The organism is Hwanghaeella sp. 1Z406, from assembly GCF_048892425.1.
Classification (GTDB): Bacteria; Pseudomonadota; Alphaproteobacteria; order UBA8366; family Aestuariispiraceae; genus Pacificispira.
The window spans coordinates 87,139-101,530 of sequence record NZ_JBLZHU010000001.1; the positions used below are offsets into that span (position 1 = coordinate 87,139).

Annotated in this window: 12 protein-coding genes and 1 pseudogene; 8 read left to right on the forward strand and 5 right to left on the reverse strand. The window is 49.3% G+C overall.

What is annotated here, in order from left to right; genetic code table 11:
- Positions 1-251 precede the first annotated feature (251 nt).
- The 3 genes and pseudogenes from ACOSDR_RS00415 (at position 252) to ACOSDR_RS00425 (ending at position 3,814) form a co-directional block, all read left to right on the forward strand.
- On the forward strand, positions 252-1,937 hold the full coding sequence (locus ACOSDR_RS00415) for an AIPR family protein (RefSeq protein WP_420730034.1): 1,686 nt from the start codon (positions 252-254) through the stop codon (positions 1,935-1,937).
- Positions 1,938-2,214: 277 nt separating this feature from the next.
- A pseudogene (locus ACOSDR_RS00420) lies at positions 2,215-2,936 on the forward strand (IS5 family transposase); the annotation flags it as partial.
- 392 nt (positions 2,937-3,328) lie between these two features.
- Positions 3,329-3,814, forward strand: a complete 486-nt coding sequence (locus tag ACOSDR_RS00425) for a DNA methyltransferase (protein WP_420730035.1) — start codon at positions 3,329-3,331, stop codon at positions 3,812-3,814.
- A 275-nt stretch (positions 3,815-4,089) separates the two neighbouring features.
- On the opposite strand, the gene ACOSDR_RS00430 is transcribed toward ACOSDR_RS00425, so the two are convergent.
- From ACOSDR_RS00430 to ACOSDR_RS00440, 3 genes are read right to left on the reverse strand one after another with little or no spacing between them, the layout of a single operon-like run.
- Positions 4,090-4,632 (reverse strand): biotin transporter BioY, encoded by a 543-nt coding sequence (locus ACOSDR_RS00430; RefSeq protein ID WP_420730036.1) that lies wholly within the window; start codon positions 4,630-4,632, stop codon positions 4,090-4,092.
- Between the two features lies 1 nt (position 4,633).
- Entirely contained in the window at positions 4,634-5,230 is a 597-nt protein-coding gene (locus ACOSDR_RS00435) for an energy-coupling factor transporter transmembrane component T family protein (RefSeq protein ID WP_420730037.1), read from the reverse strand.
- Entirely contained in the window at positions 5,218-5,952 is a 735-nt protein-coding gene (locus ACOSDR_RS00440) for an energy-coupling factor ABC transporter ATP-binding protein (RefSeq protein WP_420730038.1), read from the reverse strand. The genes ACOSDR_RS00435 and ACOSDR_RS00440 overlap by 13 nt, the downstream gene beginning before the upstream one ends.
- 272 nt (positions 5,953-6,224) lie before the next feature.
- Between ACOSDR_RS00440 and accC the strand changes: the two genes are divergently transcribed.
- The 4 genes from accC to ACOSDR_RS00460 all read left to right on the forward strand — a co-directional run bounded on the left by accC (position 6,225) and on the right by ACOSDR_RS00460 (position 10,752).
- A complete protein-coding gene (accC, locus tag ACOSDR_RS00445; protein ID WP_420730039.1) occupies positions 6,225-7,595 on the forward strand; it encodes an acetyl-CoA carboxylase biotin carboxylase subunit in 1,371 nt (456 codons plus the stop codon).
- 193 nt (positions 7,596-7,788) lie between these two features.
- A complete protein-coding gene (locus ACOSDR_RS00450; protein ID WP_420730040.1) occupies positions 7,789-8,319 on the forward strand; it encodes an acetyl-CoA carboxylase biotin carboxyl carrier protein in 531 nt (176 codons plus the stop codon).
- A 21-nt stretch (positions 8,320-8,340) separates the two neighbouring features.
- A complete protein-coding gene (locus ACOSDR_RS00455) occupies positions 8,341-9,837 on the forward strand; it encodes a hypothetical protein (protein ID WP_420730041.1) in 1,497 nt (498 codons plus the stop codon).
- 33 nt (positions 9,838-9,870) lie between these two features.
- Positions 9,871-10,752, forward strand: coding sequence for an amidohydrolase family protein (locus tag ACOSDR_RS00460; protein ID WP_420730042.1), 882 nt, complete (start codon positions 9,871-9,873; stop codon positions 10,750-10,752).
- A gap of 22 nt (positions 10,753-10,774) precedes the next feature.
- Here ACOSDR_RS00460 and ACOSDR_RS00465 read toward each other — a convergent pair whose 3' ends face one another.
- A complete protein-coding gene (locus ACOSDR_RS00465) occupies positions 10,775-11,545 on the reverse strand; it encodes a GntR family transcriptional regulator (RefSeq protein ID WP_420730043.1) in 771 nt (256 codons plus the stop codon).
- Between the two features lie 316 nt (positions 11,546-11,861).
- On the opposite strand from ACOSDR_RS00465, the gene ACOSDR_RS00470 reads away from it, so the two are divergent.
- The gene (locus ACOSDR_RS00470) at positions 11,862-13,208 is read left to right on the forward strand and encodes an MmgE/PrpD family protein (RefSeq protein ID WP_420730044.1); all 1,347 of its coding nucleotides are present in this window, start codon (positions 11,862-11,864) and stop codon (positions 13,206-13,208) included.
- A gap of 13 nt (positions 13,209-13,221) precedes the next feature.
- Here ACOSDR_RS00470 and ACOSDR_RS00475 read toward each other — a convergent pair whose 3' ends face one another.
- Positions 13,222-14,139, reverse strand: coding sequence for a LysR substrate-binding domain-containing protein (locus ACOSDR_RS00475; protein ID WP_420730046.1), 918 nt, complete (start codon positions 14,137-14,139; stop codon positions 13,222-13,224).
- Between the last annotated feature and the right edge of the window lie 253 nt (positions 14,140-14,392).

Below are 14,392 nucleotides of genomic sequence, written 5' to 3' on the forward strand. Positions count from 1 at the left end.
GCGCCACCGGAAGTGGAAGGTTTGTTTCAGCGAGGGGCTCTACAAAGTGCCAATCGGATCGAGCATTTCTTTAACCGTATCAGAAAGTTCAGGCGTGTCGCTTGCGCTACGAAATACATGCCGAAAACTACCTCGCCATGCTCAAACTTGCTACCAAAAAAATCTGACTACAACGTCAACGAGAGTATGGTCTAACTCAAAAATGTAATTATAGTATATCAAGACACTTTTAGCTTTATTCGGAGAAACCAATGGATGATCCTATACTTAATTCCTATCTAAATGAATTTTCCAATTCATATGGACTAAAAGACCTTAAGGAATCTGAAGTGTTTGAGTATTTCTCTGCATATTCTGTACTGCATCGAGATTTTTCAGAGCATGTTGAACTATCGGAAGTGATTGTTTCAGGTGGACTTGATACAGGAATAGATAGTGCCGCGATTTTTCTGAACGATATTCCCGTTTCTACACCAACTCAGGTTTCTGAAATTGTATCTCGTCAAAGGATTGACGCTGACTATTGTTTTATTCAATCGAAAACTTCGCGTTCTCTTAATGCAGCTGAAATTGGTAGCTTCCTGCAGGGTGTGAAAGAATTCTTTGGCCAAAAATATATGCCAGTAAATGATACTATCGCGGATAAAAGAGAATTATCAGATTTTGTATTCTCTATAAGTGTAAAATTTAAATCAAAACCACGTTTGCATTTGTACTACTGCTATGCTGGAAATTTTAAAAATGATTCAATCATCAATGCACGAGTAAAAGCTGGCGTGGATGAGCTAAAGGAATATAATTTATTCTCAGATGTTATTTTCTCATTTGTTGATGGCGATAAATTGCAACAGCGTTATCAGGAGATTAACTTACGGCTCGAACGCGAAATTCAGATGAGCGAATTTGCATCACTCCCGCAAATTCCGGGAATTCGTCAAGCTTATCTCGGCCTACTTCCATGCAAGGAGCTTGTTAAGCTCTTATCGAATTCGGACGGCAAGCTACATAAGGCGATTTTCAACGAAAATGTCCGCGATTTTCTGAACAGAAACCCTGTCAATGATGAAATTTCAAAAACAATAACGTCGCAAAAAGAACAAAGAAAACTCGCTGCTCTAAACAACGGTATCACAATAGTAGCTAGAAACGTAAATCTTGTTGGAAAAAAATTTACGTTATCAGACTTTCAAATTGTAAATGGATGTCAAACGAGCAATATTATTTTTTTACATAGGAATTTACTTCAAGAAGAAACCGCTGTTGCCGTAAAAATAATTGAAGTAGAAGATAAAGAAATAATAAATGAGATTGTCAAAGCAACGAACAGACAAACTGAGGTGAAAGACGAAGCTTTCGTTGTCTTGGATGGATTTCATAAAAAAATTGAACGTTTCTTTTTGAGTATAGAAGAATCAAGCAATGAAAAAATTGTTTATGAGCGCAGAAAGAGACAGTACTCTGACACTACATACTTACCACACAATATTATATCACTTTCCTCCCTAACATATTCTTTTGTTAGTTGTTGTCTTGAAGAGCCTGTTGATGCAAATGACTATTATGGTGTGTTATTAAAAAAATATAGAAGTAAAATGTTTGTAGATGAGCACTCGATGTGGCCGTATCTCTTGTCTTCGAAGATTTTGCGCTCGATAGAAAAGCTTAGCGTTGGGAAGAACAGAAAGAATGTTTGGAAATTCCGGTTCATTCTTGCCATGCTCGTCCAAAGAAAACTTGGGAAGCTCCCACCGCTAACTAATGAAAGTTCACAACAAAAATATGCTGAAGCTGCACTCCTAAAGATTCGTGACCCCCAAATTTTTAGTTCGTTGCTATTGGCTGCCGAGCAACAGTTGGCGGAAGCCATTGAATCTCAAGGCGCTTCATTCGACATTAGAAATGCGCATCAAGATAGAAGGTTTGTTTCCAGTCTATAAGAATTATATTTGAACGAATTTTTGTGTAGTCAATTGGTAAGAATGATCATTTTTCCATATAGTAGAATATCGTGCAAAATGAAGTAAATGATATCATTACGCTCTTCGTGTTAGAATAATACCATTGTTATAGATTTTTCCTGCTTGAAACTACTTTTAGGGCTTTCTTTTACTAGGGTGTGAACCCAATTCAAGGTATTGATGAGACTTAGCAAATCATGATTGTCATTCTGTAACACAGGAGGGAATGATGGGTCGATTTGATTTGAGTGACGAAGAATGGGCGGTTATTGCGCCTTTATTGCCAAAAAATGTCCGTGGTCCGCGTCGGCAGGATGATCGTCGGGTTCTCAACGGGATATTCTATATTTTGCGGACCGGTGCGCATTGGTGGGGTTTGCCAGAGCGCTATGGGCCTCGAACGACGGTCTACAATCGCTATGTGCGGTGGGGTGAACGGGGTGTCTGGAAAGGCATATTTGATGCCTTGGCCGAAGAGGTCGAGGATAGTTTCCTCTTCATTGATGCGTCCATCGTTAAAGCCCATCGCGCTGCGTCAGGCTCAAAAAGGGAGAACTGGCAGAAGGTATTGGACGCTCACGCGGCGGTCGCACAAGCAAAGTTCACGTGGCCGTAGACACCAAGGGTCGCCCGCACAGGCTGGAGATCACCGGCGGACACGTCCATGACAGCCAGGTCATGGATGCCTTTTTGAACTGGACGAAACCACCTCTCGCCATCGTCGCGGACAAAGCCTATGGCAGCGCCAAAATACGACGCCAAATCGCAGACGAAGGCGCATTGGCGGTGATCCCATCGAAAAGCAATGCCCAAACTCCAGTCCCCCAAGACAAGAACATCTATGTCATGCGTAACATCGTTGAGCGCTTCTTCTGCAAGATGAAGGATATGCGAAGATTGGCAACGCGGTTTGAGAAACACGCAACCAACTTCAGAAACATGGTACATCTCTTCGCCATCAAATGCTGGATCAATTGAGTCCACACCCTAATTGGATGTTGATACGCTGTGTCTTCTCATAATGTCGCACTTGCTAGATACTTTACCATAGATTTCAGTGTTTTTACTTGTTGCCTCACTTTCCGGCTTAAGCCGACCCAGATGGCCTTTCTTAGTGTATCCGTCCGGGTCCCGCTCTCGAGGTGGTCGGATGCCATCTAGTTAAGGCGATACTCTCTCGAAGCATGTTGGAAATTAGCAGACTGCATGTCTCTTCTCCCTTTTTTGCTGATTTTCCCTTTTGCGCGCCGATGCGTATAGGGTTCATGCCCGAAGAATGAGCGGGCAAGTCAAATTGGAAAGTGCGATTAGACATAGTTGCTAGTGGGCTTTTAAGTGTCGCGCGGAGTAAAGTAAGTAAAGTTGGTTGCATGCCCCCGCAACCAAATATTCCAACGGCTTATGAGCGCTCAATACTCATGCGTGAGCTTCTAAGCGACGACGGCGTCTTCTGTATGCACTGCGACTGGCACAAGTCCCACTATTTGCGTGCGCTTTTGGATGAAATATTTGGCGCCGATGCCTTCGAAAATGAAATTGTCTGGTATTACTATAACAAAATGCAAGGCAACATTAATCGCTTTGCATCAAACCATGACGTCATTCTGGTTTATAAGAAATCGGCAAAGTACCATTTCAATAAACTTCGCGAAAAGCGTGCTGAACCAGTTCAGCAGATCAAAAGGGTTTGGAACAAGGAAACGCAGTCCTTGGTTAACGCTAAAGACGAGAATGGAAATGTGATTTATATCAACGCAACACACAGAACCATTGATGACGTTTGGCGACTTCCCATGCTTCAGCCCGCCGACAAAGTCGAGTTGCTGGGCTACCCCAGAAATCGCAAACAAGACTGACGGTAGCGGCAAAGGCCATCCAGGAAATTCTTCTACAGTAGTCGTTTCAGCCGAGCAGCGCTTCGATAGCGTCACGCTGAGTTCGATGATTTTCAGCGTTGTCAAACTTTAGCTTGTTGAGGTTGATGAGCTTCCACCTCACAGCGGGAGCGCCTCTACAACGCCCACAAACCCCACGGCGCGCATGCTGGAAAGACCTCTCACGAAGCACTCAGAGAAAAGCCATGATTAACAAACTAGATGTTCCACGAGTAACCGCACCTTATATTCGCCTCTCATTCTGATAGGCCGGGTCTGGCGCGTCGCACCTCTCGGTTTATGTAGGCGGCGAGGATGGCCTTCAGGATATCCCCTGGGATGAAGATGGCGGTGGCGAGAACAGCCTTCAGCAGAGAAAGCTCCGCGATAACGCTGAGCCCGACAATTCCGAAAGCATAAAGAACGACGATGCCGCCCAACAGGCTTGCGATCAGGCCTGCGGTCATGACGCCCAGTTTCGTTGTCGCCCTGAACAATAGTCCAATCGCGATGGCGGCAATGGGCCATCCAACCAGGAAGCCGACAGTGGGCCCAACGAAGACGCCCAGCCCACCGCGTCCGCCTGCAAGCAGGGGGGCGCCGAGCGCGACAACCCCGATGAAGACCATGATAGAAAGCGCCCCGCGCCAGGGGCCGATAATCAACCCAGCCAGCATGACGCCTAGCGTTTGCGCAGTAATTGGAACGCCACTGGCAATCGGAAGGGTAATCTGAGGTATCAGCCCAAGAGCGGCGATGAATGCCGCAAAGAGTGCAACGCGGGTTACCGTATTTTCCATTTTATTTTCTCCGGTCAAAACCGCCACGGGCGGCAAGTGCTTCAGCGGTGCGATCCGCATCGTCTATCACTGATATAACAAAGGGCGATACGAGTCGCCAAAGTGGACGGCGGGGTGAGCGGGCACGCCAGCTTTCCCCCAAGAATTGCCAACGCTCCGTCAGCATGGGTGCGAAACGTAAAGTCATCGCGATGGCCACGCCAACTGGGCGCGTTGGCAGTCCAATCCACTGGAGGGGTACCAGAACGCGGTCCAGCACAGCAAGCATGCTGGCCAGCGGGATTGACGCCGAAATCACTGTGGCGAGCAGAACCAGAGTAGCGATCCGCAGGCAGACAGTAAGACCCAGCACCCAATCCCCCAACAGTCCATGGGCCGCAAAGGCGAGGAGCAGCATTTGTCCAGGCGCGCGCAACGCGGAATATAGGCCGTGGGCGCGGGCAAGTATGGTCAGGATCACGACGCAGGCGAAGACTGCGATCAGAAAGACAGGCCTGTCTATCAGAAAGACGAATACATTGATAAGAGCCAGCAATATGAGCTTCAAACCTGCGGGCAAACGGCGCAGCCATTGCGCCTCAATATTTACATTTCCCACGATGACTCTCTTTCTACGGCTGCCTGCATCGCGGCGGCGAAGGCGGGCAAGACGGATTCCGGTCGACCATCGGCATGAATCCGCCCTTTCTCGATCCACAACACTCTGTCGAAATCGTTCAGGCTATCGATGTCATGGGTGATCATAAGGACCTGATGGGGCAGATCCGCAATGAAACGCTTCAGGCGGCTTCGGGTTGGAATGTCCAATCCATTGAAGGGTTCATCCAGCAGGATCACTTTCGGCTGCATGATCAACACCGCCAACAGGCACACCAAACGGCGCTGACCTTCTGACAGGGTCGCGACTGCGCGATCGCGCCAATCGGCGATCCCATAGTGCTGAAGCAACGCCATAACCGTGGAACCAATCCGCTTCGAAGAGGTGCCATTTTCGCTCAGACCAAAGGCAATTTCCTCAAAAACATTGGGACACAGGATCTGATGATCCGAGTTCTGAAACAGAAAGCCGGCAACAGATAAGGAGTCAAAGTCGCGTTTTGCGGGGTCGCGACCATAGAGTCGCACAGTCCCGGATGAGGGGCGCAGTATTCCCTTTATAAGACGCGCCAATGTCGACTTTCCTGATCCATTTCGTCCAACAATCGCAACTCGGTGCTGTGTTATCGACAGATCAAGATCATGCAGAACCGTCTGCCCACCGCGATCAACCCGGGCCTGTTTCAGGTGAATACCGGTTTCAACGCTGATATCTGAAGTCACGTAGCTGTATCCATTATGGGCAGTGAAGGCGCCATCTATCGCATATTGTCTCGCTGAGTCCCAGACGCGAGGCAAAGTACTGTTTTCGCCCTTGGATATGCCAGTGCGCCCCAATTCGGGAGTTGCCACATCCGAGCGCAATAATAGTCGCATCAAAATTCCCTTCTTGCATCTCTGCAATTTACAAAGATATATATGATATGTATGTTATGCACAACAATGTTGGATGCTGGCGCTGGCGCCAATCCGCAAGAAAATAATAGGAGGTTTCAATGGCGCTTCGCCGTATTCTGATCGCAAACCGTGGCGAAATCGCTCTTCGTGTCATTAGGGCATGTCGAGATCTTGGTGTTGAATCTGTGCAGGCTCATTCCACTGCGGACGCCAATACACTGCCGGTACAACTGGCAGATTCCGCGATTGAGATTGGTGAGGCACAAGCGACGGAGAGTTATCTGAAGGGTGACAGGATTATTGAAGCCGCAAAGCAGGTGGGGGCGGATGCCATTCATCCAGGCTATGGGTTCCTGTCAGAAAGTGCAGCCTTTTCTGACAAATGTGCCGCGGCGGGTATTACGTTTATTGGTCCCAAAGGGTCGGTGATCGACTTGATGGGAAACAAGGCGGCTGCCCGCGCCATGGCGATGAAGGCTGGTGTTCCAGTCACTCCAGGATCCAAGGATCCGATTTCTGGCTTTAATGACGCGGTGAAAATCGCAGGTGAAATAGGGTATCCACTTTTGATCAAGGCCTCGGCCGGTGGCGGCGGGCGTGGTATGCGCGTCGTGGAATCTGAAGAAAAGCTGAAGGAAACATTGGAGAGCGCGTCACATGAGGCCGCATCCGCTTTTGGCAATGGTGAAGTTTACATAGAGAAATATCTCTCCGATGTACGCCATGTAGAGGTTCAGGTTTTTGGCGATGGCAAGAAAACGCTCCAATTCGGAGAACGAGACTGCAGTGTTCAGCGCCGTCACCAGAAGCTACTTGAAGAAAGTCCCTCACCAGCTGTTTCGCCAGAACTGCGTGAAAAGATGGTCACTGCGGCCTGCGCTCTTGGGGATGCGGTTGGATATGAAGGGGCTGGAACAGTTGAATTCATTGTTGATGCGGCTACCCAAACATTCTACTTCATCGAAATGAATACCCGTATTCAGGTCGAGCATCCTGTGACAGAGGAAGTCACCCGTGTTGATCTGGTTAAACGCCAGATTCTACAAGCCGGAGGCAACGCGCCTGAATTGCGGCAGGAAGATATCAACCCTCAAGGACATTCCATCGAATGCCGTATTAATGCGGAAGACCCAGAGAAGGGATTTATGCCCAAGCCAGGCAAGATCGAAACCTTTGTTTTGCCTTCTGGTCCTGGGATCAGGGTAGATACCCATATTTATCCCGGCTATCAGCTGCCACCTTATTACGATTCACTCTTGGCGAAAGTTATTGCAACAGGTTCCAACCGTGAGGAGGCCTTGGCGCGCATGCGACGCGCCCTGGGGGAAATGCGTGTGGAAGGTGTGCCAACCACAATCAGTTTTCACCAGCGGCTGCTCAATGATCCTGTCTTTTTGGAAGGTCGGGTGCATACGCGATACATCCGTGATGTGATGTATTCCGGTCACCGCATGCAGCAGATGCTTTAACAACAATTTCACTCCGCAACGCATCATGACTTGATGTTGACGCGATAACAACTTCCATATCATATATATGACATAGTTGTTAGTGCAGAGTGAGCTCAGGGTTTCGGAATTATGAGGCGGATAAGCAACAGATTCATAACTGAGACCTAAAGAAGACCAAGGGTGGGATACCTCTGAATAGAAAGGTTTAGAAATGTCTGGGACCACAGACCTAACACACAAGGATGTTTTACGGATTCTTCAGATTGTTGATCAAGCGGAAGACGTTGAGGTCGTTGTAGAATATGGCGGCATGAAGTTGCGTGTTCAAAAGGGCACAGTCGCTACCGGCGGCGCGGGTTCAGAGGTTCCTAATAGGGTGGAGACGCAGCCAACCGTTGCGAGAGTGGAACAGGCCGACACAACGCCAGTGGGTCCATCTGAGCTAAAAGCGAACACCTCCAGTGCGGATGACACTGAGAAAATGTCGGAGATCCCCGATGGTGCGGTTACAGTAACGGCGCCGATGCACGGGATATTCTATCGCGCATCTTCCCCGACTACACCACCATTCGTCGATGTCGGCAGCCGGTTCGGTCCGGAAGACACGATCGCTCTGATCGAAGTTATGAAGCTGTTCAATAATGTGGAGGCCGGCGTCGGTGGAACCGTTCTGGAAATCCGCGCGAGCAATGCAGAAATGGTCGAAGAAGGACAGATCCTCTTCGTCGTTCAGCCTGATTAACAGCAAGGCGGGAGAGAAATATTGACTGAAGCTGAAAAGGTTCGCGCTCGGCGCGCGAAAGATGGAACGGTCGGCATTATCGACACTACGCTTCGCGATGGACAGCAATGCCTTTGGACCACACGGATGACCGCCGGAATGATGTTACCGATTGCCGACCAGATGGAACGCGCCGGGTTTGAAATGATTGATTTCATGGCGCCGGTGCAGTTTGACGTTTGCGTAAGGTATCTGAATGAAGACCCATGGGAGAAAGTCAGGCTTCTGAAAGAGAAATTTGCGACGACGCCGCTGCGTAGCTACTGTCGTAGCAAAAGTCTGATCGGGTTCAGCCTTGCGCCTGATGATATGGTGGAAATGTGGATGGAGCGACTTGCTGCGAACGGGTTTTCTGTCGTTGGTACGCTGGACGCGTTGTTCGACGTCGATAATATGGCGGTAAGTATCCGACATGGAAAGAAGCTGGGACTGTATACGGTCGGGGCCCTGGTCTTCAGCGAAAGTCCGGTTCACACGGATGCGGTCTATGCTGAAACCGCAAAGGCATTGATTGAGAAAACCGATGTCGATGCCATTATGATCAAGGATTCTGGCGCATTGTTGACGCCGGATCGTATAAGGACGCTTGTACCCGCATTAAAGGCCGTGATGGGGGGGCGACCTTTAGAACTTCATAGCCATTGCAATACGGGTCTGGCTCCTTTGGTATATTTGGAAGGTGCGAAGCTTGGTGTCGATCAGCTTCATGCCTCCATTGCGCCGCTGGCCAGCGGTCCCGCTCAACCTTCCATCCAGAACACGCTGCGGAATTTGTTCTACTCCGGTTTTGAAACGGCGGTGGATCGGGACCTGATTGATGAGATCAGCACCTATCTTATAGATCTTGCTGCGCAGGAAGGCTTTCCGCATGGCGAGCCGATGGAATACGACGTTTTTCACTATAAGCATCAGATGCCGGGCGGCATGCTGAACAACTGGCGTTTTCAACTCCGCGCCCAGGGTCTCGAAGATCGTTTCGACGAAATTCTTGAGGAAATCGTTACGATCCGCGCTGAGCTTGGATGGCCGATTATGGTGACGCCTTTCTCTCAGATTATCGCAGTTCAGGCGATGCTGAATGTGGTTGGTGGAGAGCGCTATGGAAGTGTGCCTGATGAGATCAAGCGCTATGCATTAGGGCATTTTGGCAAGCTATTGTCCCCAGTGGAACCAAATGTCCTAGATCGAATTGTTGAGAACGGTTCTTCATCCATTCCAATTAAACCAAAGGCACTTGAGCCGGCTCGTCCGAAACTGAAGCGGGATTATCCTAGTCTGGACGATGACGAACGGATGCTACGTTACATGTTCGCCGGCGGGGAGGTCGATGCCATTAGGGCGGCCGGTCCTATTAAGACCACCGCTGCGTTGGGAAGTCCGGTGGAGTCATTGCTCAGGGCGCTTAACGCCCGGCAGACCGTTACAGGATTTCAACTTGAGTTCCATAACACGCGGGTCGCCTTGCGCCGAACTGCCTAGTCGGCGTCCCGTTCAAACCTGGGAGGATACAAGATGACAATGATGATGCCGCCAATTGTTGATATGCGTCTGCGACCGCCAATTCCTGCCTGGACCCGTGGCAGTGTGTTCCGCACCGCGATGCATTACCCGCGCCAGATGATTAGTTTCAAGGGGGCCCGTTCTGCCTGGTTGGAAGATTTGGATCTTCTGTTTCAAGAAATGGATTCAGCGGGAATTCGATATGGTGTCCTGATCGGCCGCGCGTCATCCGGTGCTGGTAATCTTGGTGGCGTTGAAAATTCTGAGATTGTTGAGGCAGTGACGACCTATTCCGATCGCTTCCTGGGCTTTCTGGGGGTCGATTTAGATGACATTGATAAGGGGCTCGCGGAAATTCGGGAATATGCCGCAGTGGAAAACATCAAGGGAATATCAATTGAGCCGGGTTCGGCACGTAAGCCGAGATGGTCGGATGATCCAAGTTTGGACCCGATTTATGAGATCGCTCTGGAATATGATCTACCTGTTTCGATCTCACTTTCGGGATTGCTGTCGGTTCTGGGCGGGCATGATATTACCTGGTCTAGTCCGGTTTCGATCCAACGGGTTGCTCAGAAATATCCCGACCTGAAGATCGTTGTCTCACATGCCGCATGGCCCTATGCGGAGGAGATGGTCGTTGTCGCATTGGCTTGTCCGAACATTTATGTGTCACCGGATCTGTACGCGTCGACCAAGGGAATGATCTGCGCAGATACCTATGTTAAGGGCGCGAATATGTTTCTGGAAGACCGCACTCTGTTCGGTACTGCTTATCCCGTAAAGGACATTCAGGATTCTTTGCGTGATTTTCTGGATCTCGGATGGCGGCAGGATATTATTCCAAAGGTTCTCTATGGCAATGCGGCAAAGTTGCTGAAACTTGATCTCTGATATGGGATCGGATGGTCTCGCCTCAGAGGCCGTCCGATTTCAGTAGATTTCGGTATTCGAAGTTTTCTGTATTCAACAATGTGCGTCGCCATTCCACAGGCCGGTCTTCGAATGTAACCGCGACCCGCAGTATCTCAAGAAGCGGCATACCCAACGGGATATTCAGCCTTTTCGCGGTGGAGACATCGGCCGGAATGGAACGTAGGCGATCGGATGTCCTGATCACGTTTATGCCAAAGCGGTTTTGATAAAGATCGTAAATTGTCATATCCCGAGAGACAAATTCCGTCTCCGTTAATCCTGGAAAAAGGACAGATGAGATACGAATTTCGTCCAGCACGGCGGGTTCTCCGCCCATTAACATAATATTGTGTATCTTGTAGATCTCATCCCCATCACGGATCGCCAGTTCTTTTGCGGTTTCTGCATCCGAAATGTCATTCTGGAACGATAATGTCTGAACAATGGGAACTTCTCGGCGCCCATCTTTACTGACAATGTTAAAGAAGATATTTAGCATCCGGTCTGGACTGTAGGGCGCAAGGAACGTGCCGCGACCTTGTTGTCGGATCAGGACATGCTCAGCGACCAATTCGTCGATTGCACGTCGTATCGTTCCAATACTGGTGCCGAATATTTCGCATAATTGTTTTTCTGTCGGAATGGCTTCGCCTGCCTGCATTTCCCCGCTGCTCAACATCCGGGTGATTGCGAGTTTCACCTCCTTGTAAAGAGGCTGGCGGGATTGCCCCGTCAACGTCACAGCACCGCGTCGACTTTGACGCGTCGACATGGACATCCCTGTCATTGCGTCAATGTCGATGTTGTTTGTGCGTCTTGGCATTTTCAGGTTCTCGTTGGTTCGTTCCCGGGAACGAGGTTCAGGCGAATTTGCTGACAATTGTCAATATCAATGACACAAAAATCTATGATTCAAGCCTGGGAAACAACTTATTCGAGATTATCCCGGTATTCTAAGCTCCATTGATAGCATGTGTCGAGTTGCTAACCTGAAAAACGACGATTTCAGAAAAATCACATACTTGATTCAAGCTGTTGAATAGATTTATATCATACATATGTTTTGAAATCCATAGTGTGAGGCGATCATGAAAACCACCAGAGAAATTGCCGCGCGAGTTTCCGGCACCCAGTTTGAAGACTTCTCCGATCAGGATGTCTCCTACTCTAAGACGCTCGCGATGAGCGCTTTGGGAGCTATGGTTGCCGGTCCGCATTGTGTGGGCAGTGATAAGATTACGCGATATGTAAAGCGTGCGGGAGGCGCTGAAGAAGCATCTGTGCTAGGCGCCGGTATGAAAGCACCGGTGGAAATGGCTGCGCTTGCCAACGGCACGTTTGCGCATGCCACTGAATATGAGGATGATAGCTTTCCGGAAGCCGTGTCTAGCTATACTTTGTTTCCGGCGATCCTGGCGATGGGCGAAAAGCTCGGTTCCAGCGGGCAGGATGTGATCTCCGCTTTCATATTGTCTTACGAGGCGCAAGCGCGCATTGGTCTTGCCTGCCGGGAAGCGCGTCGGCTGGGATTTATGGTACTAAGCCTTGCTGGATCAATCGGCTGCGCCGTCGCAGGTGCAAAGCTATTAAAGTTGGACGAGGAAAGCACAGCCAACGCAATCGCCATCGCATCGTCGCAGGCTAGTGGCATTGGCTATCAGACCGGTACAATGTCTCATATCATTGAGATGGGATTTTCGGCCCGAAACGGCCTGACTGCGGCATTGTTGGCTGCCGATGGATTTACCGGCCAACAAGATATCCTCGAAGCACCACGCGGTCTTTTCAACATTATTACCGCAGGCAAAGTGGAAAACCCAGACGCGATCCTGGGGGACTGGGGAAAGCCCTATCGAATTAACGAGATCGGCATTAAATCCTACCCCTGCTGTTATCATTTGCAGCGCATGATCGAAACCACCGCCGCTGTGAGGGAAGAAGAGGGATTGAGCGCCGACGATATTAAGTCCATCTCGGTGGAAGTTAACGCCTTCTTCCCTACCGTTGTGCAACATGCGGAACCAAATGACGAGATCCAGGCCCAGTTCAGTTTGCCGCATTCTCTGGCGATTGCGATGCTTGAACCACAGGTTCTACCTTCTGGATTCTCACGTGAGAAAATTAATGACCCGAAATTTGCGGCATTCCGTAAAAAGGTCGAAACCATCGTTCGCGAAGATTGGGGCTGGACGCCGACGGGATGGACGCCGAATCTGACATATCGTTTGGCAGATGGCCGGATCATCAAGCGGAGTCCTGAAACGGCGAGAGGCCAGCCCCCCGCACTGCTTGGCTTTGCCGAGTGCATTCCGAAATATCGTGGCTGCGTCGAGGGTGTTCTGCCAGAATCCCAAATCGTCACTTCAATAGAAATCATGGCAAAGATGGACAAATGCGCCGACATCGGTGAATTGATGCGTACTGTCGCTGTCTAAGGAAGCAATGCGATCAGAAGTTACGGAAACTCTCTTCGAAGCCTTTCGCCCGGTCGCGTAAGGCTTCGATTAGAACCTCAACGGCATGTGATTGCGGTCTTTTCACCGGCAGCAACATGCCGAACTGTAATCTGATTGCGGGTCGGAATGGTTTGAGTATCACGCCCTTGTCCGCGAAGGCACTGGCCGTAAAGACCTCGACAATCGAAACGCCAAGACCGGCTGCCACCATATCGCAAATGGCTGCTCCGGATTGTGTTTCGATGTTAAGCTGGCGCTCGACCCCAAGTTCATTGAAGACCTGATCAACCCGACGACGTAGGACTGTGTCGGGAATGATGGAGATGAACTGTTCATTGGCCAGATCCGTAGGGGCAACAAAATCAGCTTCGCTCAACCGATGCCCCGGAGGTAGAACGCAAACACAATTTAGACTGGCCAATGGTATTATGTTTGCTGCGGGATAGTCGACAGGAAGCGTTGCTAAGCCGATTTCAAACTGTTGACCGTCCAGCCATTCGCGCAACTCACGCTTCACGATCGTTTTCACGGATAATTGAATTTGCGGCAGTTGTTCGTGAAATGCTTTCAATGCTTCTGGCACCAGCCGCTGCACCATAGGCATGGTGGCGATAACCCGAATGAGGCCGCTATCGGCCAGCGAGATATTTTGCATTAAACTGCTGAGATGGGTGAGGCCCGGATAGACCCGTTCAATTCCTCGAAACAGCGCCTCAGCTTCTGCGGTTGGATGCAGTCGACCCCCGTGTCTTATAAATAGCTGATAGTCGACCTGTCCTTCAAAATTGTGGATCAATCGACTGACTGCGGGCTGCGATACATTAAGTATTGCGGCTGCCTGGCTGGTTGATCCTGAGATCATGACCCATCGAAATGCATCGATCTGTTTAAGGTTGAGAGATCCAGACATTTTCACCTCCAAAATTTGAATAGGGTAGTATGGCACTATGTCAGTTTCAAATACTGGTGCATTCTACGAGTCGAAAAATTTTACGATATTTCAATGACATGTAGAATCTCGTGTCAATTCTGTCGATCATCATACCTATTACAAAACGTTATAGGTTAATGACTTATTAATATTTGAAATTATAACCAGTCCTCGTGAAAATGTCATCTACAGGCGCATTAATGCCGACAAAAAACATTGGGAGGAGTTCGTA

Excerpts from the sequence above, each read along its gene's own strand:
- ACOSDR_RS00470 (WP_420730044.1), top strand. The coding sequence starts at position 11,862 with ATGAAAACCACCAGAGAAATTGCCGCGCGAGTTTCCGGCACCCAGTTT.
- ACOSDR_RS00460 (WP_420730042.1), top strand. The coding sequence starts at position 9,871 with ATGACAATGATGATGCCGCCAATTGTTGATATGCGTCTGCGACCGCCA.
- ACOSDR_RS00475 (WP_420730046.1), bottom strand. The coding sequence starts at position 14,139 with ATGTCTGGATCTCTCAACCTTAAACAGATCGATGCATTTCGATGGGTC.
- accC (WP_420730039.1), top strand. The coding sequence starts at position 6,225 with ATGGCGCTTCGCCGTATTCTGATCGCAAACCGTGGCGAAATCGCTCTT.
- ACOSDR_RS00415 (WP_420730034.1), top strand. The coding sequence starts at position 252 with ATGGATGATCCTATACTTAATTCCTATCTAAATGAATTTTCCAATTCA.
- ACOSDR_RS00450 (WP_420730040.1), top strand. The coding sequence starts at position 7,789 with ATGTCTGGGACCACAGACCTAACACACAAGGATGTTTTACGGATTCTT.
- ACOSDR_RS00425 (WP_420730035.1), top strand. The coding sequence starts at position 3,329 with ATGCCCCCGCAACCAAATATTCCAACGGCTTATGAGCGCTCAATACTC.
- ACOSDR_RS00430 (WP_420730036.1), bottom strand. The coding sequence starts at position 4,632 with ATGGAAAATACGGTAACCCGCGTTGCACTCTTTGCGGCATTCATCGCC.
- ACOSDR_RS00465 (WP_420730043.1), bottom strand. The coding sequence starts at position 11,545 with ATGTCGACGCGTCAAAGTCGACGCGGTGCTGTGACGTTGACGGGGCAA.